The organism is Pontibacter sp. GD13 (assembly GCF_058216355.1).
The window spans coordinates 150,241-175,429 of sequence record NZ_JBYZMQ010000002.1; the positions used below are offsets into that span (position 1 = coordinate 150,241).

Genomic DNA, 25,189 nt, shown 5'->3' on the forward strand with positions numbered 1-25,189 from the left:
TTATACTTTACGGGTTTAGATAACGCCGCGTTGATACAAAAAAATCTGTTAAACTATTTACCTTTGCGACCTTGGAACAGGAGTGTAAAGATGCGTAGAATAAGATTGGGGTTCAGCCAGGTAAAGCTGTTGTTGGCAAAGCTGGTGTTGAGCCTGTTTCTGCTGAGTGTGGGGTGGGTGTTGCTCTACAAGTGGGTAGCGCCCCCGGCCACACTGCACATGCTGCAGCGCCGGGCAGAAGCGGGTGCGGCAGACAAAACAGACCCGAACATCAACTATACTTTTGTGCCCCTGCGAGAGATGTCAGAGCAGTTGCCCCTGGCAGTGGTCGCCTCCGAAGACCAGCTTTTTCTGGTGCACAACGGCTTTGACCTGGATGCCATATTCGATGCCTTTAAACGGAACCAAAATGGTGGAAACATAAGAGGCGGAAGCACGATAAGCCAGCAGGTGGCTAAAAACGTGTTTCTGTGGCATGGCCGTAGCTACCTGCGCAAAGCCGTAGAGGCTTATTTCACCTTCCTGATAGAGGTTTTTTGGGGCAAGGAGCGGATCATGGAAGTATACCTGAACATAGCCGAGATGGGGGATGGCGTGTTTGGCGTGGAAGCTGCCTCGCAGCTGTACTTTAAAAAGCCGGCCCGTGAGGTGGGCAGGCAGCAAGCCGCGCTTCTGGCCGCTGTTTTACCCAATCCGATTAAATTCTCGGCCCGTAACCCATCCGGCTATACTTTAAAGCGCCGCGTGCGCATTGCGCGCGCCATGAGCCGACTGGGCGGAACAACCTATATCAAAGCCATACTTCCGGAAAATGACAAAGAGAAGATTTAAGCAAAGCCTTTTAAGGGCCGGGGCCGCTGGCATGCTGTTGCTGGCCATATCGTGTAACACTACAGAAAATGCAGCAAAGCAGCCGCTGCCAACGCAGCAGGACGTTACCGGGGCCACCGAGCAGGTGAAACAGGTATTGCAGGAGCAAAGCGCCTGTTGGAATCAGGGCGACCTGGTGTGTTACATGCAGGGGTACTGGCAGTCGGATTCGCTGTTGTTTATCGGTTCCCGCGGGCTGACCTACGGCTGGCAGCCTACACTGGAAAACTATAAAAAGGGTTACCCGGATGCCTCGGCCATGGGCCAGCTGACCTTTGACCTGAAGGAAATCCGCCCTTTAGCACCAGCGGTCATGCTGGTGGTAGGCAAGTGGCACCTGGCACGTGAGGCGGAAAAAGGAGACCTGGAAGGGCATTTTTCTGTGATCTTTAAGAAGTTCGCTGCAGGCTGGAAAATTGTGGCGGATCATTCCAGTTAAGCACTTTTCGCTGCTTACGCGTCGCCGGCCGCATCTACTTCGGCCTCCTTCTCCACTTCTTTTACCTCTTCAGTAAAAATAAACCCACACGCGGCGGCATGGGCCGCCGCCGCGGTGGTGTCTTTCACCAGCAGCATCTCCACTTCGCCTTCCGCTTTCAGTTCGTCGGCCAAAGTGGTTACCGCCTTTGTTCTGTTTTCGATGTTCACATCCCGGATATAAATGGCCATCACACGTCCCGGGTGGTTCTTCACCACTTCCCTGTAGATGTCGGCATCGGCCTGGCCGCTGTCGCCGATCAGCACAAAATTCAGCTTCGGATACGTGATCAGGATGTTCTCGATTTCCTTGTACTTATGGCTCATGTGGTCTGAGTGCAGGAACTTCTGCTCGTCCAGGCCAAAATCGCGGAGCAGTAAGGGGCCCTGGGGGATGTCGTTTAGTTCCAGGAAATGGTACAGCAGGTCATAATTGTTCCAGGGGCTGCTGGAAACGTAGAAAAACGGGTTGTTGCGTTTGCCGTTGCGGCCCAGCTGCAGCGCTTTGTAAAACTGCGATACCCCATGGAAGGGAATGCGCGTGTGGGCATTGTTCAAAAGTATGTTCCTGCCCGACTCTAGCAAACTGGTGGCGCCGGTTCGCACAATGGTGTCGTCTATGTCGGAGATGATGCCGTATTCGGCGTCGGGAGGGGGTACCAGCACATGGGCTTTGCCCGTCACCTCACCAGTATACTTTACAGGGGCCTCAACCAGTTTCACGTCAATGGTATGCCAGATATCGTCCAGCTCTAAAGGCGTTTCGGGCTCCAGGTTCAGCACAAAATACCCCTCGCCATCGCTGGTGATCTCGTGCGCCTTTCCCTGCAGGGTGAGTTGCAGGCGCGCATTCGGGATTTCATCGCTTTCGAAACGCCGGTACATGTTCAGCAGGTTCTCCCAGGTAGTGTCAGTTTGCTCCGATCGGGTAATGCCTTTGTCTACCAGCACCCGGCCCTTTACATACAGCCTGGTCGGGGTACCGTAGCTGCGGTACATCACAAGTTGCAGCGGACCATTCAGTCCCAATTTGTTTTTGAGCTGGAAGGTGAGCAGATCAAGCTTCTCTTCGGCTTTCAGAATGGTTTTGGCGGCGGTATGCCTGAGCTGTTTTTTCATGGTGCGTGGGTAGGTGGCGTAACGTGATACCAACCAGGCGGTTAAAGGTTCAGAGCGCTTTTTAACTGGTTAAAGTCATTGTCTGGTGCCGAGGCGGTGCTGCACCCCTTTTGTTTGGCCAGCTGCTGGATGTACTGTATGCGGTTTTCCGGGCTGGGGTGTGTGCTCAGGAACTCGGGGGGAGTTCCCTGCTGCGAGTCCTGCTCCAGCTTGATGAAGAAGCCCGCAGCGCCATCGCAGGCATAGAAGTTAGAGCCGGCCAGGTACGAAACAGACTTCTCGTCGGCCTCTGTCTCCGCCGAGCGGCTGAACTTCAGGCCTGCCAGCGAGCCGGCCAGTTGGGCCGCTATCTGTTGCAGGGTGCCGGGGTCGTTGCCCAATGCCACCGACAAAAGTATGGCGATGCCATAGTCGCGTTGCAACTGCTTCACGCTGTGGCGCAGGTCGGCGTGGGCTATCTCATGCGCCAGTACACCGGCAAAGTGGTCCTCGTCCTGTAAAAACCGGATCAGGCCGGTATACACATAAATATGGCCTCCGGGCGTGGCGAATGCGTTTAGCGTTTGGTCCTCTTTTATGATCTTTACCGTCCAGGGGAACTCGTTTCTGTATTTTACCTCCCCCGAGTTGAGTACCCGGTTCACGATGCGGTCCAGGTTCTGATAGGCCTTTTGCACATTGGCATTGCTACTGTTGCGTTCCACCAGTTTGCCCTGTGCCCGGTACGTGGAGTCAACTTCGTGCGCTACCTGCTCACCGAGCTTAATGTCGTCCTGAATAGAAAAGATGACGCCGTCGTTGTCTTTGCAGCCGCTAAGCAACAGGAGGCAACTTAGGGTAAGCACCCAAAAAGGAGCAAGCGTAATTTTGGTCATTTGGTACATTCGTTTATTTACTGCAACGCAGATTTTGGGTTATTATTAAGAGAAGGGGGGTGATTTTGCAGGCTTGCTCAATAGCAGGCTTTGCTCCCGTGCTTTACGCAGATAGCGGGGTCTTTTGTTACAGAGGCACTAGCAGGAAGTGAAATATAGTGCAAAAACAAAGCAGCGTTTTTGTGCGGGATCGTTTGGGTACTGGTGCAAGAGGTGATGATCACATGGGTGCCAAAACTTGTGAAGGTGCTTTCTCAAGCGTTTGAATCTCACGCGCTTCAACGCAACCTGCTACTTGCTGTATCTAATGTTAACTAGCCGGTTAGGGCAAGCTGGTATTTAGCGACTACATTTTAAGTACATTGTTAACGCTATCCTTTTTAAACAACAGAAGCCCGCTGTAATAGCGGGCCTCTGTTGTAATTTGCCTTCTTACTTCTTAATAAGGGGCATAAGGAAAGCAGTTATTTGATGTAAGAGCCTTTATGGTTTAGTGTCATGCAAAAGGCTCCTTTAGGTATCTGCACAAGTATGCAAACAGAGGCTTACTTCGAAGAAGAGCTCCCCACCGGGTTGCCTTCTGTATCGACTACAACCACTTCGTAAGGCAGGGCCTCCAGTTTAGACAATACCGTTTTCTTGTCGCCTACCACCACAATGTACATGTTGTCGACTGGCAGGTTTTTGGCGGCCAGCGCATCGATGTCCTTTTTGGTGATGTTGTTCAGGATCTCGGTCTGCTTTTTCACGTAATCCTTGCTCAGGTTGTTTTCGATGATGCGACCCAGGAAACCGGCTTTCTGGCCTGGGGTTTCATACTTGCGCGCATCCGACTGACCAATGGAGCTCTTCATGAACTGCACTTCCTCCTCGGTGATGCCGTCTTTCTGGAAGCTGGTAAGCTCCTTCATGAACTCCACCACAGACTCAGCGGAAGCATCGGCGCGCACACCGGCAGACGCCGTGAACGGACCAGCATATTCGCCACCGCCAAAGTAAGAACGGGCACCATAGGTATATCCTTTGTCCTCGCGCAGGTTCAGGTTAATGCGGCTGTTAAACGCACCACCCAACGCGTAGTTCATCAACCCTGATTTGTAAAACTCACCTGTGGCATCGTAAGGCATGGCCACATATCCGATACGGATCTCTGACTGTGCGGCACCCGGCTTGTCAACAAAGTAGATGCGGGTTTTATCGACGGCCGGTGCTTTGGTGTCTGCCACCAGTTTCACGTCTTTCTTCTTCCAGTTCTTCAGGAAGTTCAGCTTGCCCATGATCTCCTTCTCTGTGATGTCGCCTACTACGACCAGGTTCGATACGGAAGGGGAGTAATTGTTCTGGTAGAACTGCTTCACATCTTCCAGGGTCACGTTGCTCACCGTCTCGGTGGTGCCAGAGCTTGGCAATGCCGAAATGCTGCCTTCGCCATACAGCAGCTTGCTGTAAACATTGTTGGCGATAGCGGTCGGCTGGGTGGCTTGGTTGGCGATGCCCTCCAGTTGCTGTTTCTTCAGGCGGTCAAAATCATCCTGGTTGAACTTCGGTCTGAACAGGCGCTCTTCCATCAGGGCCAGCGTTTTATCCAGGTTCTTTTTCAGCGACTGCACATAAACTACAGTTTCGTCAGAGCCACCATAAATCCCCACGGAGCTACCCAGCTTGTTGAGCTCGTTAGTAAACTCCTCGGAAGTATAGTTTTCTGTGTCCTCGTTCAGCATGGAGGCCGTTAAGGAGCTAACACCTGCTTTGCTCATGTCGTTTGCAGAAAGGCGGTTGCCTCCTTTGATAGACAACTGCAGGGTAACCGTCGGAATCTCGTCAGACTTGGCACCGATCAGCTTCAGGCCGTTCTTAAACTTCTTGGTATAGTACTTTGGCACCATCACTACCGGATTGGCACCGGCGGCAGGGCGCTTGCTACGATCGAAAGCAGTGTCTACTGCTTTGGTATACTTCAGGCCGCTGTACTCGTCCGGACCTGCCACATAGCCATCCGGCGACACGTTATAATTGTCCGCGCTGGCAACCAGTTCTGTTTTGCCTTTCGGCACCACACTCAGGATCACGGCGTGCTTGCCCTTGATGTACTGGTTGAACACGCGCATGACGTCTTCTTTGGTTACGGCGTTAATGCGCTTCAACTCCTCCTGCACATAGTTGGGGTTACCGCGGAAGGTTTCGTATGAGGCAAGCTGCGATACTTTGCCGCTCACGCTGGCCATCCGGTTGATCAGGCCCGACTCGGCAGATGCCTTAAAGCGCAGCAGGTCCTCGTCAGTAATGCCGCGCTTCTCAAACTCGTCAATCGACTTGCGCACCAGGTCTTCCATGTCGGTCAGTTTATTGGTAGGAAAGGTTACTACCGTAATGCCAAACTCACCGGCCAGCTCAGTTGTCGAGTTATAAGTAGAAGCCTGTAAAGCCTTCTGCTCTTTCACGAAGTTCTTGTAGAAGATGGAGTTCTTACCCTGGCCCAAAACTTCGGCCAATACATCCAGTGCGGGCTCATCTTTGTGCCCGGTCTCTGGGGTGGGGTAGGTCATGCGCAGCATCGGGAAACGCACGTTGTCCTCGTAAGACACGTAACGGTCTTTCTCCAGCTTTGGCATCACCGGTTTCATGTCCTTCACGGCAGGGCCTGCAGGGATGGAGCCGAAGTACTGCTCTACTAATTTCACTACTTCCTCGGGCTTCACGTCGCCGCCCACGGTTACAGTGGCGTTGTTTGGCCCGTACCAGCGCAGGAAGAAGTTTTTCAGGTCGTTTACGTTAACCCGGTTCAGGTCTTCCAGGTACCCGATGGTGGTCCAGGAATAGGGATGGCCGTACGGATACAGGTTTTTAGCAGTTATCTCCGATACCAGTCCGTAAGGGCGGTTATCATAGTTCTGGCCGCGCTCGTTCTTCACGGTTTCGCGCTGTACCTCAAATTTCTTCTGTGTTACGGCATCCAGCAGGAAACCCATGCGGTCTGCCTCCAACCAGAGGGCCGTGGCCAACTGGTTGCTGGGCACTGTTTCGTAGTAATTGGTGCGGTCGCGGTTAGTAGAGCCGTTCAGGGTGCCACCAGACTCAGAAACGATCTTGAAGTGCTCCTCGTCGGCCACGTTATCAGAACCCTGGAACATCATGTGCTCAAAGAAGTGGGCGAAACCCGATTTGCCTACTTCTTCGCGGGCTGATCCTACGTGGTAGGTCACATCCACGTGCACCACCGGGTCAGAGTGGTCTTCGTGTACGATAAGCGTAAGGCCGTTGGCCAGCTTATACTTTGCATAAGGAATAACCAGTTCGCTTCCTTGCCTGCTTACCTTTTCAACGAGCTTGGTTTGCGCTTCGGCGGCACCAATGATGCTGGCCGTAAGCACAAGGCTCATTCCGATCTGTTTGATCATGTCTGTTTTTTTAAGATGGGGTTAAATCAACAAACAAGATAACAGAAGATACGGCGACTAGAAAATAATATAGACGAACTGCTATTTTGTCTCTCTTAACACTTGTTTTGCGAACATAACCGACACCGAAAGGGTGAGCAGTGCGATGACCAGCATGGCGGTGGTGAGCAGGAAAGCCATGCCTGCAGTCTCGGTTGCGGCGCTTTCCTGGTTGTGCTGCATCATGCCAAGCAGCCTGATAAAGTAAGTGGCTGATCGCCAGCCCAGCAACAGCGTTAACACGCCGGCCTCTGCAGCACCAAGTATAAACCCCCAGCGCTTGCCCTGGTTCAGAAAATGCCCGGCGGTCAGCCCGATCAGGCCACCCGCTATCCCGGTAAAGAGGGCGGTGTTGGCCTGCTCACCGGCCAGGTCGACGGCTACCACGCCGCAGGCAATCAGAAAAAAACCAAAGAAGGCATACAGGTAAGAGATGTTCTTGTGCATGGGTGGGTGGGGTTTCGGTTTGCCGCACAAATATAAGGCAGAATAAGCTAAGTAAGCCATCAGGACCGTATAATGTGCTGGCGAACAATTTTGAGAACTTCTAACATGGCAAAAAAGAACAAGCTGCAGGAACTGTATGCCGACCACAGCAAATCTGCAGAGTGGGCCGGCTTGCGCTATACTTCAGACGATAAACCCGGCTATACCCGTAAGGGGGCCGGAAAAGGATACTATTACCTCGATAAAGGCGGGAACAAGGTGGAAGATGCTAAAACACTGGAGCGCATAAAAGCCCTGGTGATACCCCCGGCCTGGACGGATGTGTGGATCTCGAAATCTGCGAAGGGGCACCTGCAGGCCACAGGCCGCGATGCCAAGGGCCGGAAGCAGTATATCTATCACCCGGAATGGCAGCAGGCCCGCAGCCTGACCAAGTTTGGGCGCATGATCTCCTTTGGCAGGGCCCTGCCGGCTTTGCGGGAGCAGATAAACAAAGACATAGGCACCCGAAACCTGGACAGGCGAAAAGTGACGGCCCTGGTGCTCTCCATCATGGATAACGCCCTGATCCGGGTAGGGAACCGGCACTATGCCAAATCCAATAAATCGTATGGCCTAACCACCTTGCGCGACAAGCATGTAACCTTTAACGGGCACAGCGTGAAGTTCTCCTTCAGCGGCAAAAAAGGGGTGGAACAGGACATTGACCTGAAAGACCGCCGGCTGGCACGGCTCATTAAACAGTGCCGCGATATTCCGGGGTATGACCTGTTTCAATACTATGATGAAAACGGAGACCGGCAAACACTGGAGTCCGGGGATGTGAACGAGTACCTGCGCGAGGCCACTACCCACAACTTTACGGCCAAGGACTTCCGGACCTGGGGCGGAACCGTGCGCATGGTAGAGTGCCTGCAAACGGTGCTGGAGGAGCAACCAGAGTTAGACAAGGAGAAAAGTATAAAGGAGGCTGTCAAGGAAGTAGCCAAAGGCCTGGGCAACACCCCGAGCGTGTGCAGCAAATACTACATCCATCCGGAGGTGGTAAACATGTTCCGGGAAGACAGGCTGATCAAGTTCCTGCAGCGCCACGATGCCACCAGGCCCGGCAACGAGCATTTATCCGGCACCGAGGAGTTGGTGCTGAAAATGCTGCAGAAGGTAGCCTCCGAAAAGAAGGTGAAGGCCGGTTAGGCAGCGGGCGTCAAGTTAACGGTTCTTCAGCTGGCTATGCAGGGGCGTTGTCCAGCGACTGCCAGAGGTATTTGCTTGCGATGGTGCGGTAGGGGCGCCACGCTTCCGCGATTTCCTGCATTTTCAGCCGCAGGGGTTTACCTGTTTCTTCGATCCCGTAATGGCTTTTCATGGCGTTCTGTATCCCCAGGTCGTCCACAGGTAATATATCTGGTCGCTCCAGGGCAAACATGAGCAGCATTTCCACAGTCCAGCGGCCCACGCCTTTTATCTGGGTCAGGTGCTGGATCAGGTCCTCATCCTCCATGGCTTGAATGGCGCTATGCTCCAGCTGGCCGCTGGCAGCAAAAGTGGCCACATTACGCACATACCCGATCTTCTGAAATGAGAGCCCGGCCCCCCGCAGCATTTCGTCCGAGGCCTGTTGTACCAGGGATGGATGGGGGTACGTGTCGGGAAACAGCTCGGTGAACCGCCTGAAAATGGTAGCGGCCGCCTTTGTGCTAAGCTGCTGCGACACAATGGCGCTGAGTAGCTTAAAGTATAGGTCCTCGGACCGGGATGATTTAAGCGGCCTTCCGTTTGCGATGAGGTTAGCCATAACCGGGTCCTGGGCCAGCACAGCCATTATTTCGGAAGAAGGATAATGAGGGAAGTGATTCATGTGTTTTGGGTGCTGATAAAATTAAAAAATCACCTGGTGGATAAAACAAACCACCACGCCTGCGGCACCCCTCCTTGAAAAAAGGAGGGGTGTGGAGGATATTATCCCTGTAGAACTGTGGCAATGATGGTTTTGGAACAAAGGAATTATACTTCTACCTGTTCCTGGCGAAGGGCTTTTAATACCTGCAGGGTATGCTGCAGCATGTCTTCGGTTATATCCAGGTGCGTTACAAATCGCACCATCTGCGGACCGAAGCTGGACGCTTTAATGCCCTTATCGTGCAGTGCCGCCACAAAAGCTGTATCGGTATACTGCTCGTTTAGTTTAAAGATGATGATGTTGGTCTCTACCGGAAAAACACTTTCCACGTAATCGCATTGCTGCAGGGCCTGCTCCAGTTCCTTTGCCTTGCGGTGGTCTTCCTGCAGACGCTCCACGTTATGGTCCAGGGCGTAGATGCAGGCGGCAGCCAGAAAGCCAGCCTGGCGCATGCCGCCCCCGAAAACTTTCCGGATGCGCCGGGCTCTTTTGACAAAGTTTTTACTGCCCAGCAGCACCGAGCCCACTGGGGCCCCCAATCCTTTGGATAGACACACAGAAATGCTGTCGAAATAGGTGCCGTAGGCTTTGGCGTCATCGCCGGAGGCCACCAGCGCGTTAAAAACGCGGGCACCATCCAGGTGCAGGGCCAGCTGGTGGCGTTTGCAAACCTCAGCAATGGCTGCTATGTCGGGCAGCGTATAGTAGTTGCCGCCGCCCCGGTTACAGGTGTTCTCCAGGGCCACCAGCTTTGTTTCAGGGAAGTGCACGTTATCCAATGGCCGGATGTGCGCCTCAACCTGCGCCGGCGTCATTTTGCCGCGGGTGCCCTGCACCAGGGCCGTGGAAGCTCCGGAGTTAAAGGCAATTCCGCCGCCCTCGTACTGGTGAATGTGTGCCGATACATCGCAGATCACCTCCGTAAGCGGTTGCGTGTGTACTTTGATGGCAATCTGGTTCGTCATGGTGCCGGAAGGGCAAAAAAGGCCGGATTCCATTCCAAACAGGGCCGCCGTCTTCTCTTCCAGTAAATTTATAGTAGGGTCTTCGCCGTATACATCGTCGCCGACGGGAGCGGCAAACATGGCCTGAAGCATTTCTGGACTTGGTTTTGTGACGGTATCGGAACGAAGATCGGTTATTTGTGTCATAATTAGATTCTAAAAATGCTTTTCATTGTAAAATTAATAAGTTAGTTTTGCCGTTCAAATTAAATATTGCAACGATGGGAGTTACTAGATTAAAAAGAAAAGACCGTAAGAATAAAGCAAGAGCGAATAACAAGGTGGCAAGAATAAAGCAACTGCTTATCACACCAGTTATAAAGAACGTTGACATGGATGAGCTGCGTGCTCAGTTCGGTGAGGCTCCAAAGAACAAAAAGGAGAACACAGAAGAGTCAACAGAGCAGAAAGAAGAGACTTCTGCTGCATAATTACGGGTACGTAAGTCCATCTGCCTGCCGCTGCTATTTCAGCCAATGGCGGCGGCTTACTCAATAAGATATCAAAGTGTGTTTGCCTGGCAGACACACTTTTTTTATGCCCGTTTGCCCAGCTCAATCACCTGCAGGTCGCGTACCTGGCCGGCCTCTATGGCAAAGCGCACCATGGTCCGCATTTTATGGAAACCATGCTTGCCTGCCGCCCCCGGGTTGATGTGCAGCAGGTTGCTCAGCTTTTTGTCGGTCATGATCTTAAGTATGTGCGAGTGGCCGCTGATAAAAAGCTGTGGCGGGTTTTCCTGTATCTGTTGGCGCACATCCGGGTGGTACTTGCCGGGGTAGCCGCCGATATGCGTCATCAGCACATCCAGGCCATTGGCATTGAAGCGGAGCACCTTCGGGTACACCTGCCGGATGTCAGCCCCGTCGATGTTGCCGTACACGCCCCGTAGCGGCGCGATCTCAGTAAGCCTGTCCGATACGTCCAGCGTGCCGAAGTCGCCGGCATGCCAGATCTCCTCGCGGTCAGCGAGCAGGCGCAGGATATGGTCATCGAGGTAAGAGTGGGTGTCGGAAAGCAGGCCTATCTTCATCGTGCTAAACACCCCAGGTTTCCGGTGCTTTTCGCCAGGCTGCCAGTGTATCCATTGCCTTTTCGGGTATGTAGCCGTTCGCCAGGGCTGCTTTTGTCAGCGCATCGTAATTGCTGAGGCAGTGGAGGGGTATGCCGGCGTGCTTAAAGTTGTCGTCTGCCACCGAGAAGCCATAGGTAAAAATGGCGGCCATGCCCAATACCTGGGCACCGGCGGCTTTAACAGCCTCCGCTGCTTTCAACGAACTCCCTCCCGTCGAGATCAGGTCTTCTACGAGCACTACCTTCTGCCCTTTCAGCAGGCGTCCCTCAATCTGGTTGCCCATGCCGTGCTGCTTTGGCTGCGGGCGCACATACAAAAAAGGCATCTCGAGGCACTCTGCCACCAGGGCGCCCTGTGCAATGCCCGCCGTGGCGACTCCCGCTATGGCTTCCGCCTCCGGGTAATGCTGCCTGATAAGTTCGGCCAGTTGCTGTTTGATGTAACTGCGTATATAGGGGAACGAAAGCGTGACGCGGTTGTCGCAGTAAATGGGGGAGTTCCAGCCACTGCTCCATTTAAAGGGCTGCTCCGGACGTAGCTTTACGGCTTCTGTTTCCAGCAGGAAAGAGGCTACCTGTTGCGCTGTGTTTATAGATTCCATGGCCAAATTTACGTAAATATTATTCCTTTTTGATTCGCCTTGTGTGAATACGGGGAATTATTCAACTATTTGCGTAAATTTCGTTTTTACTGAAGCTTTATCCCCATGAACGTTTTTATCAACGATATTCCGCTGATCTTAAAAAAAGCAACAGAGAAGGTGTATAAGCATGAGTACGACCTTATTCTGAAAGCTTCGGAACACTTTACATCCAAAGACCTGGTAGGCGATGTGCTGCTAAAAGACGCTGATATCGCCTTGATAGACAGGCTGGTGCGGCTGATGGAAGTGAAAAAGCTGAAGAAGCTGCGCTCGCTGACGCTCGTGACCGACAAAAAGCAGAAACTGATCGATCACCTGAAAGATCAGTTCAAGATCGTGAAGGCTGCGGGCGGACTGGTGCTGAAGGACGGCAAGATACTGATGATCTTCAGACTTGGGGTATGGGACCTGCCGAAAGGGAAACTGAACAAGGGCGAGAAAGTAGAGGCGGGTGCCCTGCGTGAGGTGGAGGAGGAGTGCAACATCCAGGTAGAGGTTATCGATAAGCTCCCTAAAACATGGCATTCCTATGCGTACAAAGGCAAAAAGATCCTGAAAAGAACCAGCTGGTTTGTGATGAAGTGCACCGACGATTCCTTAATGAAGCCGCAGGCGGAGGAGTTTATAGAGGAGGTGCGCTGGATGACCCCGGAAGAAGTAAAGGAGGCGCTGCCCAAAGCCTACACTTCCATCGCTTTTATAGTGAGGCACTATCTGCAATCTCAGAAAATCGGAAAGGTATAAACTCATCCACGTTGCCGCCAAAGCGGTGAATCTCCCGGATAATGGAAGAACTGATTGCAGCCAGTTGCGGAGAGGTGATCAGGAATACGCTCTCGAGGTCGTGGTTTACGTGCCGGTTTGCTTGAGCGATGGTGTTCTCGTACTCGAAGTCGGTGGTGTTACGCAGGCCCCTTAACAGAAACTGGGCACCCACCTCTCGGGCAAACTCTGCGGTTAACCCTTTAAAGGTCTGCACTTTAATAGTGGGTTGGTCGGCAAACAGGTTTTTCATTACCTCATACATCTTCTCCACCGGAATGTAGCGCTGCTTGCTGCTATTGTTCCCGATGCCCACAATTACCTCATCAAAAAGCTTTGCACCCCGCATCACCACATCGTAGTGGCCGTTTGTGAAAGGGTCGAAGGAGCCGGGGAATAAAGCGATTCTTTTCATAAGTTAAGGTGGCTTGCTGTTCTCTATTCGCAGAGGTGCAGGCTATAGAGTTCGAAGTAACGGTGCTCAAACATATCCTGCAGCTTGTAACTGTATTCTACGTCCATGGGTTTCTTGCCGAGCTTTATTTGGCGAATATACTTCCGAAGAATGCTGAAAAGGGAGGAGTCGTGGGTGATATCGCCCCAGACGGTGATGGTTTCCTGGTCCGGGTTCATTTTCAGCTCCTGCATCACAAAAATGATGTAGTATATAAAATCCTCCGGGCTCAGGTAATGGAAGGTGTTGCAGAACTCAAGTCCGTGCTGCCCCACCACCAGCAGCGTTACGTAATTCCGTTCCACAAAGGCAAATATCTGGCGCGCCGAGCTACGGTTGGCTTGTTGCAACACACTGTTAATGAGCACGCTGGTGAGATGGATGAACTGTGCTTTGCGCCGGGCAAAGATGCGCGCCATCGCTTCGGTAAGGGCGGTGTCTACGGCAAATACATTCACAGCCTCCAGGTTTTTGTGGCTGAAGGCCAGCACAGTGTCACGCTGCGGGTCAAGCTGGCAGTGCAGACGCAAGTAATCCGCCTGATGGGCGGCATCATAAAGGGTTTCGGGGATCAGGGTAAAATGCGGGTTGCTAACCGAAATACGCACCGCTTGCCACGCTGAGGTTTGAAAAAGCGGGTTTTCAGAGGCGATCAGCTGCAACTGCTCAGCAACATGTTCCAGATTGAAAACAGTCAGGAGCTCATAGTCTTCAAGCACCACAAACTTATTGCGCTTCAGGTCCAGTACCGCCAACCGAATAGCCTTCGGGGCAAGGGACAGGTATAAATTGCAGTCAGTTGCCTGTGTTAAATCAAATGCCTCGTCCTGCATCTGGTAAGAGAGCCGGAAGTGTGTGTGTATTGTGTTCAAAATGTGCTTTGCTTAAAGTGCAGCGCAAATGTGCTCCTGTGCTATGCAAGTATAAAAAAAATATGGCAAACGACAGCAGCGCGCTCAACCTCTTACAAAATAATGGTCCTGGCCCAGCAAGTCATCCAAAGAGATAAGGTACTGCAACGAACGGTGCTTGTCGCTTACTGGCAGCGCAATAATTTCTTTCATGCTCAGCCAGCGCGTTTCCTCGATTAGCTGCTGCGCAGGGCTTGCCTCGGGGTCGGTGCCGGTGCGTAAGCTGCCCCCTGTTACCTGCACCTCAAAGAGAAACTCCACCGCGTGCAAAGGGGGCTGTAGGAACTCATTCACAAAAAGAAAACGCCCAACGGTTACCTCCAAACCGGTTTCTTCCAGCATTTCCCGCTTCAGACAGGCTTGCATGCTTTCACCAAAAGTAAGCCCGCCGCCGGGGGGAGCCCAGAACGCCTGGTTGTTCAGGGTGCTGTTATGCCGGATCAGGAGGAGTTTATCAGCGTTGATACACACGCCGCACACCCGCACGCGCAGTTTCCCGGCGTATGCAGCGGCGGCAGGATTAAGTTCTGTCATGTTTGGCTACCAGTTTGTTTGGTCGTAAATTTACGGAATGATCCAAACATTCAACCCTGATTTTGAACAGGACATACGCGAAAAGCTCGGCCGGCAGGAATTTATGCAGTTGCTGGGCTTTAACGTGACAAAAATAGAAGTGGGCAGGGTAGAGGGCGAGCTTGTGCTGGAGCAGAAACACAAGCAGCACAAAGGCTTTGCACATGGCGGCGTTATTGCAACTGTGGCCGACATAGTGGCGGGTTTCGCCGCCGTCAGCCTGGTGCCCAAGGGCCACCACGTGGTAACCGCCGAGATCAAGGTCTCTTATTTCCATCCGGGGGTGGGCGATAAGCTGATCGGCAAAGGCTACGTATTGAAGCAGGGTCGGAAACTGAATTTCTGCGAGGCCGAGGTTTATGTGGTAAAGGGCGATACGGCCCCGCTTTTAATTGCCAAAGCCAGTGCCAGCATGGCCAACCTGGTTCCGGAGGATGTGCTGAGCAGGAGTTAGTGGACCTGCGTACGCAGGCCTTTCGCATCAATTACCTCAAACCATACTAAATGCGCCCGGTAGAAGCCATACGAAACAGTTTTCCATTTGAGCCCACTCAGGATCAGGCGCGCCTGTTCGCTAAACTCGACGAATTTATACTTTCGAAGCAGGAGGAGCGGCAGGTGTTCTTACTGAAGGGCTATGCCGGTACAGGAAAAACCACCGTGGTCACCTCGCTGGTGAAGATCCTGAATTCCTTCGGGTACAAATATGTGCTGCTCGCGCCTACGGGCAGGGCGGCCAAAGTCATGTCGAGTTACAGTGGCAGTCCTGCCTTTACGATCCATAAAAAGATCTACCGCCAAACAGCCAACCCATACTCCGAAGGGCTCTCTTTTACAAGGCAGCCCAACAAGCTCGACAATACGTTTTTTATCGTGGATGAGTCGTCGATGATCTCGGATGAGAGCGGGTTCGGCGAAAACGGCCTGCTGCGAGACTTGCTGCAGTACGTGTTCGACAAGAAGAACAACAAGCTGCTCCTGATCGGGGATACGGCACAGCTGCCGCCGGTAGGGCAGGCGCTGAGCCCTTCGCTGGATGCCGAGTACCTGAAGCAGAATTTCCGCTGCCATGTGCACGAGCTGGAGCTGCGGCAGGTGATGCGGCAGGCAGAGGCCTCGGGCATTCTGATGAACGCCACACAGCTGCGCGACCAGATGCAGCAGGAGAAACTGGAGATCAAGCTTTTTACCAAGGGCTGGCGCGATATTTTTAGGATGACCGGCGAGAAGCTGGAGGATGGCCTGCGCTATGCCTACGACAAGTATGGCGTAGAGAATACCATTGTGATCTGCCGCTCCAACAAAACCGCCAACCTGTATAACGAGCACGTGCGTCGCCGTATTTTTTTTGCCGAAGAGGAGATTGGGGTAGGCGATTACCTTATGATCGTGCGCAATAATTATTTCTGGCTGCCCAAGGATTCTGATATCGGCTTTATGGCCAACGGCGACTTTGTGGAGGTAACCAAGATCATCCGCGACGAGGAGATATACGGGTTCCGATTTGCCGACGTGCGCCTGCGCTTCGTGGATTACCCCGACGCGCCGGAGGAGGAAATGAAGATCATGCTCGACACCCTGCACTCGGATTCGCCGGCCCTGCCAGCTGACCAGAACAAGAGGCTGTATGAGGCAGTCCTGCAGGACCACATGGATATCCCCAACAAGCGCGAGCGCAACAAGGAAATCAAGAAAAGCCCTTACCTGAATGCCCTGCAGGTGAAGTTTGCCTATGCCTTAACCTGCCACAAGGCGCAGGGCGGGCAGTGGAAAGCTGTTTTCGTGGACCAGGGCTACCTGAAGGACGATATGGTGAACGAGGAATTTGCCCGCTGGCTTTATACTGCCCTTACCAGATCGTCGGAGGAGCTGTATCTGCTGAACTTTAACCAACAATTGTTAGTTACCTGACAAAAGAAAACCCTATTTTGCATCGTTTTTGATTCAGAATAAGTATACTTGATATTGTAATAACCTTAATAATTTAAATCCTTTACAAAGATGAAAAAAGTACTTCTTTCTTTTGCGTTTGCCGCATTGGTTGCTGGTGGTGCTATAGCACAGGAGCAGCCTAAAGTAAAGGCTGCCGCTCCACAGGAGCAAGCCGTAAACGGACCAGCCCTTACTTTTGAAGAGACGGAGCATAGCTTCGGCGACATTACCCAGGGTGATGTAGTTGAGCACACCTTCAAATTTAAGAACACAGGCACCCAGCCGTTGGTTATCGAGCGTGTGGATGTGACGTGTGGCTGTACTACTCCCGCCTGGACCAAGGAGCCTGTTATGCCAGGTAAAACCGGAATTGTAACGGCAAAATTTAACAGCGCCGGCAAGCTGGGCCAGCAAAAGAAAGCCATCACGGTACACTCTAACGCTACGGACGGCGATAAATATGTGTACATTGTGACCAACATCAAAGAGAAAGCTGCAGATAGCGCTAAGAACTAGCTCCTAGCTTTTTCATAACAAAAAAGCCCCCCGGTTCTGAGCCGCAAGTACTTGCGGCTCAGAACCGGGGGGCTTTTTAGCTTTTAAAATTTATTGAAGCACTGCCCTGGCTATAGGGTGTTACTACTGGTGTCTGTTCTGTGTACATAACGCTCCTGCAACCCTTTATAAGCCCAGGCAGCTCCTATACCAAAACTAACATGTGAAAAAGCAGTTACCCAGTTTCGTGCATTCGCGAACCAGGGGAATACACCGGTTAACACATAAAAATTCACAAAATATAAAATTATGCCGATAACAGCACCCACCAAAAGCGCTTTTGCCAGTGTTAAATTCTGAACGATATAAGCGATGATGATGGCATAGACGACAGACAGAACCAGGTGCAGCAACAAGGCCACTATAAAAATGCCAAAGTCGAAATTGGCAGGTGGTGGTAATGCTTCTTTCCCCAGAACTATTGCTCCGATCAGGCGGGGAGGTCCCCAAGGGCTTCCACCCAAGGCAAGCGGCACCAGAATCATTTCCAGCAACAAAAAGATAAGGCCTGCAATAATACCAGCCCAAATAGCAGATTTCCAGTTAAGTGTTCCCATAATATGCGTGTTTTTGTATGATTTGTCTCTTTAAGGGTAGAATCGGGTATTTTCCCAACAATCACCAAGTTGATGAATCGAGGCGTTTAACCACTTTTATTGGCTAGCTGTAGCAAATGGAGCTTCAGCTATAGGAAAAATATAATATCATCCTTTATTTTATCCAATACTCTGTAAGCCTATATTTGGTTTCAATGGTAGGGTAGTTACCTGACTGAAGCTTATCGGAAAGGGCAATACAAAGAGAGGATATGTGGAAAGGCAGGATGGGTTTGGTATAATGGGTAAAAGTTGAACAGTGAGGTGCCGTAAAATCGGCAGCACCTCCGCTTGTGTAGTTGTTTGCCTACAAGGCCTTTAATAGCGCATAAAACAGGGCACCCCAGCCAGCAATGAGCAACAAGCCCCCGATGGGCGTAATAGCACCCAGCCAGGTGATACCGGTGGCGCATAAGGTATACAGAGAGCCGGAAAAGATCAGGATTCCCAGAAAAAAGCACCAGGCGGCTATTTGCAAGGCAGGATGCTCCAGCTTAAAAAGCAGCAGGCCTACACCAAGCAGTGCAAGTGTATGGTACATCTGGTATTTTACGGCGGTTTCAAAGGTAGCTGCCCTCCCCGAAGCCGCTAGCATGGCAGCGAGGGCATGCGCGCCAAAAGCCCCGATGGCTACGGTTAGGCCTCCCAGCGCGGATGCAAGCAAAAGTATAGCCTTTTGAGTCATGGGTAGTCAGTTAAACCATTAATCTTCGTCTTCGAGCGCTTCCTTTACCTGCTCTTCAAATTCCTGCTGGCTATCGTACTGCGAGAATTCGAGGGTTTTATCCTGTGCTTTCAGTTCTTCCACAACATCCAGGGCCACTTCGAGCGGCTCAATCTCTTTGCCGTTTAAAGCACTGTCCCAGTTGGCTCCAACCAGCAGCGCATCGGAATACATGCCAACGCACCAGTTTTCCAGGAACTCGACAACCGAGATGCTTTCAGGGGTATAACCAGCCCAATCGTCTTCGGCACAAACGTTGGCACCGGCCTCCTCTGACCAGAACAAGATAACCTCCGTGTCCTCAAATTCCGCCGAACTGGATGTGGCCCAGGTATCATCGTGTGTCAGGCCCCAAACTTTGTTGGTTTCTACGATGCGCTTAATGAATGCGCGATAGTTTTTTTCGATGTCTGCTACACTTGCTGTCATGAGGATGGGTTTTGTTTAAACATGAACTTACCACAAAGGTATACTTTTAGCTGAAAGAAAAGATACAGCTACGGCACTTTAGCGCCCGGTACAGTGGAACGAGGCAATATCAGGCTAACTTTCTGTAAAGATCCGGGTAATCCGAGATCAAGCCATCCACCCCCATGCGTTTGAGTGCTGCCATTTCCGACAGGCGGTTCACCGTCCAGGGGATGACCTTCATGCCCCTGGCATGCGCAGTACGGACCAGGACAGGGGTCACCAGCGCGTGGTCCGGACTGTAAATGGCAGGCGTAAAACCAAGTTCCTGCAGGTGTTGCTCCATCTCTAACTCGTTTTCAACGAGAAGCGAGGTGCGTATGCGCGGATGTTGCTGATGCAGGATCTGTAACGTCCGCACATCAAACGATTGGATGATGACATAGGGCTGAATCTCCTGGGCATTTATCACAGCCAGCAGCTGCTCTACAAACCGGGAAGGGAAGGGGTGTAATTGGCCATCTCCGGGGGGGGTAGACTTGGTTTCAATGTTATAGAAAACCGGATCAAGCCCTTTTGCCAGGATGTAAGCCTGGGTAACCGTAATAACCTCGCTCAAAAGTGGTTTATGCGCTTTAAGCAACCGCTGTCCCGGAAAGCGTTCATAAAACTTTGAGCCCACGTCGAACTCTTTGATAGCCGCATACGGCATGTGGTAGAGTACATACTTTTGTGCGTCGGCCTGGGGAATCTCTTCGCCTGTTGGCAGCAGTTCATGCTCCGGATTGATGTATGGATCGTGAGAGAGCAGCACCTGGCCGTCCTGGCTGACATGCACATCCATCTCGAGGGTGGTAACCCCAAGCTCCAGTGCTTTTAACATGGCTGGAACCGTGTTCTCGGGCAGCAGGCCCCGGGCGCCACGGTGGCCCTCCAGATCAAAAGCCGGGAGAGCGGGGTAAGGTTTAGGGGGGGTACGACTTTCGGTTGCCATCTGCCAGCAAGGTTGATGCAGGTCTACTTGTTGTAGTTCCGGCTGCCGAAAATGCCGCTTCCTACCCGGATCATGGTGCTGCCTTCTTCCAGGGCCAGTTTCCAATCTGAGGTCATGCCCATTGAAATCTCCTTAAAGTCGTCGTTGGCAAAGAAGAAGGTCGCCTGCAGTTTCTGGAAACACTCCCGCAGGTATCGGAACTCCTCGCGCAACTTGGTTTCATCGGTGGTGTTAGTGGCGATGCCCATCACGCCGGTAATCCGGATAAAGCGCATGTTCCGGTATTCCTCAGACTGTAGCAGCGCCACGGCCTCCTCATAGCTCATCCCGAATTTGGTGGCTTCATCGGCAATGGAGATCTGCAGCATGCAGTTTACGGGCACGGTACGGTTAAACAGTTCCGCGCGCTTGTTCACCTCAACCAGCAGTTTCAGGCTGTCTACGGACTGGATGGTGTCGATAAACTCAGCGATATACTTTACCTTGTTGGTTTGCAGATGGCCGATCAGGTGCCAGGCGATGTCGTGGGGCAGTTGTTCGCGCTTCTCCACCAGTTCCTGCACTTTATTTTCGCCAAAAAGCCGATGACCTGCGTCATACGCTTCCCGCACGGTTTCGGCAGGGTGCGTTTTGCTTACGGCTATCAGGCGGCAGGGCGTGTTCCGCAACTGTTCATCGAAGTATAGAATGTTCTCTTTAATGTTCATAAATTTATCGCTAAACGAAAGACTCTTTATCTGATTCACTCCCTTATGCACTGCCTTCTATCTGCCCTGCCCCGGAAACATCCGCTCAATCTTCGAGAATGTTGGTGATGAAGGTGTTTTTCAGCAGCATCCAGAAAAGCAACAAGAGCAGGGCCCACTTCAGGTATACCTGGTAGTAATCGCGTGTGTCGCGGAAGCGTTTTTCTGTCACCTGGGTTTTCTCCAACTTGTTGATGTTCCGGAAAATCTCCTGCAGGGTACTTTTGCTGTCGGCCCTGAAATACTGCCCTTGCCCGATCTGCGCTATTTTCCTCAAATTGGATTCATCCAGTTGCGTTTCCACGTAAAGGGTTTGCCCGGTGGTGTCTGATGCGTAGGCTACCTGCCCATCTTTACCAATTCCTACGGTATAAAGTTTTATTCCGTAAGCGAAAGCCAGTTGGGCCGCCAACTCCGGATCCAGGCTGCCGGCGGTGTTCTCACCATCGCTGATGAGAATGATCACTTTGCTTTTGGCCTGTGAGTCGCGCATGCGGTTAATGGCAACTGCCAAAGCACTTCCAATGGCCGTTCCATCGTTAGCGATCATCTTAAAGTCTATGGCGCTGATGCTTTCCTGCAGCAACTGGTAATCGGTGGTGAGCGGGGCCAGGGAGTAGGCATCGCCGGCAAAAACCACCATCCCGATCCGATCCTGCACCCGGCCCTGTATGAATTCCTGCGCCACCTCTTTGGCGGCGGCCAGGCGGCTGGGAGGGATGTCCTCCAGCTCCATGGAGCCCGACACATCCAGCACCAGCACAATGTCAATGCCCTCGGCGGTCTGCTCTATCTGTTCGTTCACGCGCTGCGGCCTGGCCAGGGCCACCAATAGCAGCAGCATAAAAAGTATAAAGGCAAGGCGCGGCACAAAGCGCAGCAGGCTGGTCCATTGCCACTGCAGGCTACCCTCGAACAAGGCCAGGTCCAGCTTGTTTTTGGTGTTAAGCGAGAGCAGCCAGCGCACCAGGAAAATAACGGGCACCAGAGGCAGGGCATACAGCACGAGCGGGTATACCCAATCAAAAGAGCGGAGGGTGCTGTAGCTGAACCAGTAGGGGCTTAGCCAGTCCCAGAACTCATCAGGTATTCTTAGCATTTCTGATCATCTCTCTTTGTGTCTTATAGCGCGCTTTGGCAAAACGCCGCAGCATACTCAGGGCCTGGTTCGTTTCCTGGTCGGGCTCTGCCACCAGGTTTCCGTAAATGGCCCTGTCACAGATGCGCAGGGCTGTGTTCACGTCCTCATCGTCGTGGTAATACTCCACAATTTCTTTGGTGGTAAAGGAATTGATGGCGCTGCGCTCCAGCTTGGTCAGGTAATTTTTCCAGAGCGAAACCGCTTTTTCCATGCTCTGCGAGGCCTGCGACTTTAAAAACCGGTCAAGGTGCGAGTTGTAGCGGCTCGCAAAGTACACATGGTCTTTGCGCATGCGGTAGAGTTTGTAGGTACGCCGGATGGCCTGCCCGAAAATAAACCAGATCAGGCTCAGGAACACCGCGCTGGCCACGACCCACAACAGCACCATGGGCCAGTTAAAGCGTTTCTCCACGCTGGCCAGGGTGGTATTGGCCTGGATGGGGAGGGGTTCGGTAACCTGCGTCACCAGCTGTTGCAACACCACCGAATCTGTATTGGCGTAGATTTCCAGCGTATCATTGGCCCGCAGCACATACACCGGCAAAGCAAGCCGAGCCATGGGCAGGGTCTCGAAAGTGCGCAAGGTATAAAGAGCGCTGTCGGTGCTGATGCCCCCCTTGGTAGCGGTAGGGTAAAACGTTTTGCTCACAAACTCAAAAGGGGCGAAATTATACTTTTCCTCGGGCATGACCACCTCCTGCGTAGCAGGGTGGCGGTGCACTAGCACGTACTGCAACAACTGGCCCAGCTTTATAGTGTCCTGGTTAAAGCTACCCACGGGCCTCGGGATAGGCTGTGCCAGGGTAGTTGCCGCCGAGCAAGCAAACAGTATGATGCAAAGTATGTTACGCACTCCTCTTGGTAGACCTGTTACGAAGCCTGAATAAGTTTACTAACTGGGGCACGTAGTCCTCATTTGTCTGGATAGCCAGGTAATTGGCCTGGTATTTCTGGCAGATGCGCACAACCTTCTGCTGGTTTTCGGCATATTGCCTGAAATAGTGTTTCTGGAACTCGTCGCCGGAGGTGTTGAGCCAAACGGTTTTACCTGTTTCTTTGTCGAAAACGGGCACAATACCCAGCCCGGGCAGTTTCTGCTCCCGCACATCCAGTAAGTGGAGCACGATCAGGTCGTGGCGCCTTGCCAACATAGCCAGTTCCTTTTCGTAGTTGTCGTCTATAAAATCGGAGATCAGCAGGATAATGCTGCGCCGTTTTATGATGTCCATGGTAAGTTTGATGCCGGCCGCCAGGTTTGTTTTGGCAGACTTTGTGAGTAAATCCTGCAGGGCTTTGATGATGGTGTAGGCTTGCTGAATGCCTTTGGCCGGTTTAATATACTTCTCTTTTTGGTCTGAGATGCAGATAATGCCGATCTGGCTTTGTTGCTGCGCCGCAGACAGGGCCAGCACCCCGCAGATCTCCTTGCCCACGTCTATTTTCTGTTGCTGGCCGGTACCTATACTTTGGGAGGCGCTCACATCGAGCATCAGAAAAACGGATTGCTCTTTTTCCTCGCGATAGGTTTTCACGAAGGTGCCGTGCCCCTTGGCCGACACGTTCCAGTCGATGGAGCGCACGTCGTCGCCGTACTGGTAGGCGCGCACGTCATCAAACTCCAGTCCTGTGCCTTTAAACACGGAGTGGAAGTCGCCCTGCATCTGGGTGGTGATGGCTTTGCGAATGCGTATCTCGTACTTTCGTAGCTTTTGAACAAGCTCTTTCATGAATCTAGGCCGAAGCGTCAGATTTTAAAATTAGGATATATTATCGTAATTTTAAGCTGTGAAAAGACTTTTCTACATACTTTTTTGCCTGAGCCTCTTCGGCTGTGGCAGTCAATCGGCAGACAGGCCCAGGAATCTGGTGCCGCAGGACAAGATGGTACAGATCCTGGCGGATATCCACATTGCCGAATCGCAGATTGAAACGAAAGTAATTTACCCCGATACCGCCCTCATGGCCTTTAATTACTGGCAGAAGGAGATACTGCAGAAGCACGGGGTAACCGAGCAGCAGTTCCGGGATACCTACCGCTATTACCAGGGTAACCTGAAGCAGATGGATGCTTTGTATGAGATCATCATCGACACGCTGAGTGTGCGCGAAACGAAGCTTAGGGCTGCGGGAGGCCCACCTACCTCATTGCGTGCCGGGTAACCGCTAGTGCAGTTTACTTCCGTTGGGTACAAAACCAGCGGGCTGCGCCAGGATGATATCCCCGTACTCGTCCGAAAAACCTGTGACCAGCACTTCCGACATAAAATTGCCGATCTGCTTTTTACCCAGGTTGATGACACAAATGACTTGTTTACCGATCAGCTCTGATGTGGTATAATGCTTTGTTATCTGTGCGCTTGTCTTTTTAAAACCGAGTGGGCCAAGGTCTACGGTTAGTTTGTAAGCCGGCCGGCGGGCCTCCGGAAAAGCCTCCGCTTCTACAATGGTGCCAACGCGTATATCGGTTTGCTCAAAATGTTGCCAGGTTATCGTTTCCTGTGGCTCTGAGGGTGCATGCATAGGTTAGAATTTTACTAAATGTCTAGATACTGTATTATTGCAGGCGCTTTGCGTTCAAACTACCATGCCGATTAGCAAGAAAATCAAGAAACCGGCAAAAAAAAGGCTGGTCTGTAAAGCGGTTTCTTTCTCCTCGTGCGCTTCTGTCAGGAGCTCTTCCGTCACTAAATACAGCAAAGCTGCCAAACCAAAGGACAAGACAAGTTCTAAGGCTTCCACGGATAAGTTAGAGAGCAATGAGATGCCCACCGCAGCCCCAATGAAAAAGATGCCCCCCAAAGTTAGCAGAATGAGGAAGATCTTTTGTTTCACGAGCGTGGGATTTTCGAAAGCCAGCACGACGGCCAGGCCTAAAGAGAATGTTTCCAAGGCCAGTGCCACGGAAAGCAGGGTTCCCTCTGCTTCTCCGGCAGCAAACCCAACACCCAACAGCAGGCCATCTATTGCCAGATCAATGCCTAGAGCAACGATCAACCCAAGCGGGAGGGCACTGCTTTTCTCCCCAACAGCAGCGTCTTCCAGCTTGTCGGCGAAATACTTCACCAGCAGCATCGCAAGCACTCCCAGGCTAAAACCGATCCCAACCTCCAGGGGCCTGTGGCTATCAACTATATCCGGTAGCAGTTCAACGCCTACCACAGAGAACACCACTCCTGCCGTAAAGTGTAAAACCGAACTGCGAAAGGCCCCGCTGGGGGTTTTAAAAAGCGCTAGCATACCGCCTATAACTATTGAGATAACGGGAATAAGCGCGAAGAAGTAAACACTGGGGATTGCTGTCATCAGTTTGGTTTCTTATTACAAAAAATCATGCTGCCATGCGCGTTGCTCGCCTCGTGACCTGTATTTAAGGTTGGCTTTCAGAAAGCATTTTCTACTTACTGCACCTGGCGCGTATTGGTTCTGCACACGCACGTTCATATGGCAACACAAGCAGCAAAGTTCCACCTGCATCTACCAGCTTAGTTACTGGAGCTTCCTTTTCAGCTTTTTTTTAAAATCAACCGGTCTGGCTGGAATGGCCTT

The 25,189-nt window shown here is 52.1% G+C and carries 30 protein-coding genes; 9 read left to right on the top strand and 21 right to left on the bottom strand.

The features are described from left to right. Window positions 1–90: 90 nt before the first annotated feature. The gene (mtgA, locus tag AC4BAN_RS04285; RefSeq protein WP_490563137.1) at window positions 91–831 is read left to right on the top strand and encodes a monofunctional biosynthetic peptidoglycan transglycosylase; all 741 of its coding nucleotides are present in this window, start codon (window positions 91–93) and stop codon (window positions 829–831) included. Then, the gene (locus AC4BAN_RS04290; RefSeq protein ID WP_490563138.1) at window positions 812–1,309 is read left to right on the top strand and encodes a YybH family protein; all 498 of its coding nucleotides are present in this window, start codon (window positions 812–814) and stop codon (window positions 1,307–1,309) included. Before mtgA ends, AC4BAN_RS04290 begins: the two co-directional genes overlap by 20 nt. A 14-nt stretch (window positions 1,310–1,323) precedes the next feature. On the opposite strand, the gene AC4BAN_RS04295 is transcribed toward AC4BAN_RS04290, so the two are convergent. The 4 genes from AC4BAN_RS04295 to AC4BAN_RS04310 all read right to left on the bottom strand — a co-directional run bounded on the left by AC4BAN_RS04295 (window position 1,324) and on the right by AC4BAN_RS04310 (window position 7,225). Further along, on the bottom strand, window positions 1,324–2,466 hold the full coding sequence (locus AC4BAN_RS04295) for an App1 family protein phosphatidate phosphatase (RefSeq protein WP_490563139.1): 1,143 nt from the start codon (window positions 2,464–2,466) through the stop codon (window positions 1,324–1,326). A gap of 41 nt (window positions 2,467–2,507) precedes the next feature. Then, window positions 2,508–3,341: a M48 family metalloprotease gene (locus tag AC4BAN_RS04300; protein WP_490563140.1), complete on the bottom strand. Its 834-nt coding sequence runs from the start codon at window positions 3,339–3,341 to the stop codon at window positions 2,508–2,510. A 545-nt stretch (window positions 3,342–3,886) separates the two neighbouring features. Further along, window positions 3,887–6,739 (bottom strand): M16 family metallopeptidase, encoded by a 2,853-nt coding sequence (locus AC4BAN_RS04305; protein ID WP_490563141.1) that lies wholly within the window; start codon window positions 6,737–6,739, stop codon window positions 3,887–3,889. Between the two features lie 81 nt (window positions 6,740–6,820). Further along, window positions 6,821–7,225, bottom strand: a complete 405-nt coding sequence (locus AC4BAN_RS04310; protein WP_490563142.1) for a hypothetical protein — start codon at window positions 7,223–7,225, stop codon at window positions 6,821–6,823. A gap of 105 nt (window positions 7,226–7,330) precedes the next feature. On the opposite strand from AC4BAN_RS04310, the gene AC4BAN_RS04315 reads away from it, so the two are divergent. Continuing rightward, entirely contained in the window at window positions 7,331–8,419 is a 1,089-nt protein-coding gene (locus AC4BAN_RS04315; protein WP_490563143.1) for a DNA topoisomerase IB, read from the top strand. Between the two features lie 34 nt (window positions 8,420–8,453). Here AC4BAN_RS04315 and AC4BAN_RS04320 read toward each other — a convergent pair whose 3' ends face one another. Together AC4BAN_RS04320 and AC4BAN_RS04325 are read right to left on the bottom strand one after the other, a co-directional pair. Next, window positions 8,454–9,083 (bottom strand): DNA-3-methyladenine glycosylase family protein, encoded by a 630-nt coding sequence (locus tag AC4BAN_RS04320; RefSeq protein ID WP_490563144.1) that lies wholly within the window; start codon window positions 9,081–9,083, stop codon window positions 8,454–8,456. A 146-nt stretch (window positions 9,084–9,229) separates the two neighbouring features. Further along, window positions 9,230–10,276 (bottom strand): threonine aldolase family protein, encoded by a 1,047-nt coding sequence (locus AC4BAN_RS04325; protein ID WP_490563145.1) that lies wholly within the window; start codon window positions 10,274–10,276, stop codon window positions 9,230–9,232. A gap of 74 nt (window positions 10,277–10,350) precedes the next feature. On the opposite strand from AC4BAN_RS04325, the gene AC4BAN_RS04330 reads away from it, so the two are divergent. After that, a complete protein-coding gene (locus AC4BAN_RS04330; protein ID WP_490563146.1) occupies window positions 10,351–10,560 on the top strand; it encodes a hypothetical protein in 210 nt (69 codons plus the stop codon). Between the two features lie 104 nt (window positions 10,561–10,664). Here the strand turns inward: AC4BAN_RS04330 and AC4BAN_RS04335 are convergent, their stop codons facing one another. Further along, on the bottom strand, window positions 10,665–11,162 hold the full coding sequence (locus AC4BAN_RS04335; protein WP_490563147.1) for a metallophosphoesterase family protein: 498 nt from the start codon (window positions 11,160–11,162) through the stop codon (window positions 10,665–10,667). 4 nt (window positions 11,163–11,166) lie between these two features. Further along, entirely contained in the window at window positions 11,167–11,805 is a 639-nt protein-coding gene (gene pyrE / locus AC4BAN_RS04340; RefSeq protein WP_490563148.1) for an orotate phosphoribosyltransferase, read from the bottom strand. A 105-nt stretch (window positions 11,806–11,910) separates the two neighbouring features. Between pyrE and AC4BAN_RS04345 the strand changes: the two genes are divergently transcribed. Continuing rightward, the gene (locus tag AC4BAN_RS04345; protein ID WP_490563149.1) at window positions 11,911–12,591 is read left to right on the top strand and encodes an NUDIX hydrolase; all 681 of its coding nucleotides are present in this window, start codon (window positions 11,911–11,913) and stop codon (window positions 12,589–12,591) included. Here the strand turns inward: AC4BAN_RS04345 and coaD are convergent. The 3 genes from coaD to AC4BAN_RS04360 form a co-directional block, all read right to left on the bottom strand. Further along, window positions 12,545–13,024 (bottom strand): pantetheine-phosphate adenylyltransferase, encoded by a 480-nt coding sequence (coaD, locus tag AC4BAN_RS04350; protein WP_490563150.1) that lies wholly within the window; start codon window positions 13,022–13,024, stop codon window positions 12,545–12,547. The genes AC4BAN_RS04345 and coaD overlap by 47 nt on opposite strands. A gap of 23 nt (window positions 13,025–13,047) precedes the next feature. Next, window positions 13,048–13,935, bottom strand: coding sequence for a DUF3822 family protein (locus tag AC4BAN_RS04355; RefSeq protein WP_490563151.1), 888 nt, complete (start codon window positions 13,933–13,935; stop codon window positions 13,048–13,050). An 84-nt stretch (window positions 13,936–14,019) separates the two neighbouring features. Beyond that, window positions 14,020–14,508, bottom strand: a complete 489-nt coding sequence (locus AC4BAN_RS04360) for an NUDIX domain-containing protein (RefSeq protein ID WP_490563152.1) — start codon at window positions 14,506–14,508, stop codon at window positions 14,020–14,022. 37 nt (window positions 14,509–14,545) lie between these two features. On the opposite strand from AC4BAN_RS04360, the gene AC4BAN_RS04365 reads away from it, so the two are divergent. The 3 genes from AC4BAN_RS04365 to AC4BAN_RS04375 all read left to right on the top strand — a co-directional run bounded on the left by AC4BAN_RS04365 (window position 14,546) and on the right by AC4BAN_RS04375 (window position 16,995). After that, window positions 14,546–15,001: a PaaI family thioesterase gene (locus tag AC4BAN_RS04365; protein ID WP_490563153.1), complete on the top strand. Its 456-nt coding sequence runs from the start codon at window positions 14,546–14,548 to the stop codon at window positions 14,999–15,001. 50 nt (window positions 15,002–15,051) lie between these two features. After that, window positions 15,052–16,458, top strand: a complete 1,407-nt coding sequence (locus AC4BAN_RS04370; RefSeq protein ID WP_490563154.1) for an ATP-dependent DNA helicase — start codon at window positions 15,052–15,054, stop codon at window positions 16,456–16,458. 90 nt (window positions 16,459–16,548) lie between these two features. Next, window positions 16,549–16,995: a DUF1573 domain-containing protein gene (locus AC4BAN_RS04375; protein ID WP_490563155.1), complete on the top strand. Its 447-nt coding sequence runs from the start codon at window positions 16,549–16,551 to the stop codon at window positions 16,993–16,995. Window positions 16,996–17,105: 110 nt separating this feature from the next. On the opposite strand, the gene AC4BAN_RS04380 is transcribed toward AC4BAN_RS04375, so the two are convergent. From AC4BAN_RS04380 to AC4BAN_RS04415, 8 genes are all read right to left on the bottom strand, one after another. Further along, window positions 17,106–17,591 carry a hypothetical protein gene (locus AC4BAN_RS04380; protein WP_490563156.1) on the bottom strand — a complete coding sequence of 162 codons (486 nt, stop codon included), beginning with the start codon at window positions 17,589–17,591 and terminating at the stop codon, window positions 17,106–17,108. Between the two features lie 346 nt (window positions 17,592–17,937). Then, window positions 17,938–18,315, bottom strand: coding sequence for a DUF423 domain-containing protein (locus tag AC4BAN_RS04385; protein WP_490563157.1), 378 nt, complete (start codon window positions 18,313–18,315; stop codon window positions 17,938–17,940). Window positions 18,316–18,333: 18 nt separating this feature from the next. Further along, window positions 18,334–18,783 carry a DUF2750 domain-containing protein gene (locus AC4BAN_RS04390; protein WP_490563158.1) on the bottom strand — a complete coding sequence of 150 codons (450 nt, stop codon included), beginning with the start codon at window positions 18,781–18,783 and terminating at the stop codon, window positions 18,334–18,336. A 109-nt stretch (window positions 18,784–18,892) separates the two neighbouring features. Then, entirely contained in the window at window positions 18,893–19,756 is an 864-nt protein-coding gene (locus tag AC4BAN_RS04395) for a glycerophosphodiester phosphodiesterase family protein (protein WP_490563159.1), read from the bottom strand. A 23-nt stretch (window positions 19,757–19,779) separates the two neighbouring features. Further along, a complete protein-coding gene (locus AC4BAN_RS04400) occupies window positions 19,780–20,463 on the bottom strand; it encodes a YggS family pyridoxal phosphate-dependent enzyme (protein WP_490563160.1) in 684 nt (227 codons plus the stop codon). A gap of 85 nt (window positions 20,464–20,548) precedes the next feature. Beyond that, entirely contained in the window at window positions 20,549–21,601 is a 1,053-nt protein-coding gene (locus AC4BAN_RS04405) for a VWA domain-containing protein (RefSeq protein ID WP_490563161.1), read from the bottom strand. Then, complete coding sequence (locus tag AC4BAN_RS04410; protein WP_490563162.1) at window positions 21,585–22,496, bottom strand: hypothetical protein; 912 nt, start codon at window positions 22,494–22,496, stop codon at window positions 21,585–21,587. Before AC4BAN_RS04410 ends, AC4BAN_RS04405 begins: the two co-directional genes overlap by 17 nt. Further along, window positions 22,489–23,370, bottom strand: coding sequence for a DUF58 domain-containing protein (locus AC4BAN_RS04415; protein WP_490563163.1), 882 nt, complete (start codon window positions 23,368–23,370; stop codon window positions 22,489–22,491). The genes AC4BAN_RS04410 and AC4BAN_RS04415 overlap by 8 nt, the downstream gene beginning before the upstream one ends. Window positions 23,371–23,428: 58 nt before the next feature. On the opposite strand from AC4BAN_RS04415, the gene AC4BAN_RS04420 reads away from it, so the two are divergent. Further along, window positions 23,429–23,803 carry a DUF4296 domain-containing protein gene (locus AC4BAN_RS04420; protein WP_490563164.1) on the top strand — a complete coding sequence of 125 codons (375 nt, stop codon included), beginning with the start codon at window positions 23,429–23,431 and terminating at the stop codon, window positions 23,801–23,803. A 3-nt stretch (window positions 23,804–23,806) separates the two neighbouring features. On the opposite strand, the gene AC4BAN_RS04425 is transcribed toward AC4BAN_RS04420, so the two are convergent. Together AC4BAN_RS04425 and AC4BAN_RS04430 are read right to left on the bottom strand one after the other, a co-directional pair. Next, window positions 23,807–24,163 carry a tRNA-binding protein gene (locus tag AC4BAN_RS04425; RefSeq protein WP_490563165.1) on the bottom strand — a complete coding sequence of 119 codons (357 nt, stop codon included), beginning with the start codon at window positions 24,161–24,163 and terminating at the stop codon, window positions 23,807–23,809. A gap of 54 nt (window positions 24,164–24,217) precedes the next feature. Beyond that, entirely contained in the window at window positions 24,218–24,946 is a 729-nt protein-coding gene (locus AC4BAN_RS04430) for a ZIP family metal transporter (protein ID WP_490563166.1), read from the bottom strand. Between the last annotated feature and the right edge of the window lie 243 nt (window positions 24,947–25,189).

What these genes read in the sequence shown, in the direction of transcription:
- mtgA (WP_490563137.1), top strand. Translation starts at nt 91, where the DNA reads ATGCGTAGAATAAGATTGGGGTTCAGCCAGGTAAAGCTGTTGTTGGCA.
- AC4BAN_RS04290 (WP_490563138.1), top strand. Translation starts at nt 812, where the DNA reads ATGACAAAGAGAAGATTTAAGCAAAGCCTTTTAAGGGCCGGGGCCGCT.
- AC4BAN_RS04295 (WP_490563139.1), bottom strand. Translation starts at nt 2,466, where the DNA reads ATGAAAAAACAGCTCAGGCATACCGCCGCCAAAACCATTCTGAAAGCC.
- AC4BAN_RS04300 (WP_490563140.1), bottom strand. Translation starts at nt 3,341, where the DNA reads ATGACCAAAATTACGCTTGCTCCTTTTTGGGTGCTTACCCTAAGTTGC.
- AC4BAN_RS04305 (WP_490563141.1), bottom strand. Translation starts at nt 6,739, where the DNA reads ATGATCAAACAGATCGGAATGAGCCTTGTGCTTACGGCCAGCATCATT.
- AC4BAN_RS04310 (WP_490563142.1), bottom strand. Translation starts at nt 7,225, where the DNA reads ATGCACAAGAACATCTCTTACCTGTATGCCTTCTTTGGTTTTTTTCTG.
- AC4BAN_RS04315 (WP_490563143.1), top strand. Translation starts at nt 7,331, where the DNA reads ATGGCAAAAAAGAACAAGCTGCAGGAACTGTATGCCGACCACAGCAAA.
- AC4BAN_RS04320 (WP_490563144.1), bottom strand. Translation starts at nt 9,083, where the DNA reads ATGAATCACTTCCCTCATTATCCTTCTTCCGAAATAATGGCTGTGCTG.
- AC4BAN_RS04325 (WP_490563145.1), bottom strand. Translation starts at nt 10,276, where the DNA reads ATGACACAAATAACCGATCTTCGTTCCGATACCGTCACAAAACCAAGT.
- AC4BAN_RS04330 (WP_490563146.1), top strand. Translation starts at nt 10,351, where the DNA reads ATGGGAGTTACTAGATTAAAAAGAAAAGACCGTAAGAATAAAGCAAGA.
- AC4BAN_RS04335 (WP_490563147.1), bottom strand. Translation starts at nt 11,162, where the DNA reads ATGAAGATAGGCCTGCTTTCCGACACCCACTCTTACCTCGATGACCAT.
- pyrE (WP_490563148.1), bottom strand. Translation starts at nt 11,805, where the DNA reads ATGGAATCTATAAACACAGCGCAACAGGTAGCCTCTTTCCTGCTGGAA.
- AC4BAN_RS04345 (WP_490563149.1), top strand. Translation starts at nt 11,911, where the DNA reads ATGAACGTTTTTATCAACGATATTCCGCTGATCTTAAAAAAAGCAACA.
- coaD (WP_490563150.1), bottom strand. Translation starts at nt 13,024, where the DNA reads ATGAAAAGAATCGCTTTATTCCCCGGCTCCTTCGACCCTTTCACAAAC.
- AC4BAN_RS04360 (WP_490563152.1), bottom strand. Translation starts at nt 14,508, where the DNA reads ATGACAGAACTTAATCCTGCCGCCGCTGCATACGCCGGGAAACTGCGC.
- AC4BAN_RS04365 (WP_490563153.1), top strand. Translation starts at nt 14,546, where the DNA reads ATGATCCAAACATTCAACCCTGATTTTGAACAGGACATACGCGAAAAG.
- AC4BAN_RS04370 (WP_490563154.1), top strand. Translation starts at nt 15,052, where the DNA reads ATGCGCCCGGTAGAAGCCATACGAAACAGTTTTCCATTTGAGCCCACT.
- AC4BAN_RS04375 (WP_490563155.1), top strand. Translation starts at nt 16,549, where the DNA reads ATGAAAAAAGTACTTCTTTCTTTTGCGTTTGCCGCATTGGTTGCTGGT.
- AC4BAN_RS04380 (WP_490563156.1), bottom strand. Translation starts at nt 17,591, where the DNA reads ATGGGAACACTTAACTGGAAATCTGCTATTTGGGCTGGTATTATTGCA.
- AC4BAN_RS04385 (WP_490563157.1), bottom strand. Translation starts at nt 18,315, where the DNA reads ATGACTCAAAAGGCTATACTTTTGCTTGCATCCGCGCTGGGAGGCCTA.
- AC4BAN_RS04390 (WP_490563158.1), bottom strand. Translation starts at nt 18,783, where the DNA reads ATGACAGCAAGTGTAGCAGACATCGAAAAAAACTATCGCGCATTCATT.
- AC4BAN_RS04395 (WP_490563159.1), bottom strand. Translation starts at nt 19,756, where the DNA reads ATGGCAACCGAAAGTCGTACCCCCCCTAAACCTTACCCCGCTCTCCCG.
- AC4BAN_RS04400 (WP_490563160.1), bottom strand. Translation starts at nt 20,463, where the DNA reads ATGAACATTAAAGAGAACATTCTATACTTCGATGAACAGTTGCGGAAC.
- AC4BAN_RS04405 (WP_490563161.1), bottom strand. Translation starts at nt 21,601, where the DNA reads ATGCTAAGAATACCTGATGAGTTCTGGGACTGGCTAAGCCCCTACTGG.
- AC4BAN_RS04415 (WP_490563163.1), bottom strand. Translation starts at nt 23,370, where the DNA reads ATGAAAGAGCTTGTTCAAAAGCTACGAAAGTACGAGATACGCATTCGC.
- AC4BAN_RS04425 (WP_490563165.1), bottom strand. Translation starts at nt 24,163, where the DNA reads ATGCATGCACCCTCAGAGCCACAGGAAACGATAACCTGGCAACATTTT.
- AC4BAN_RS04430 (WP_490563166.1), bottom strand. Translation starts at nt 24,946, where the DNA reads ATGACAGCAATCCCCAGTGTTTACTTCTTCGCGCTTATTCCCGTTATC.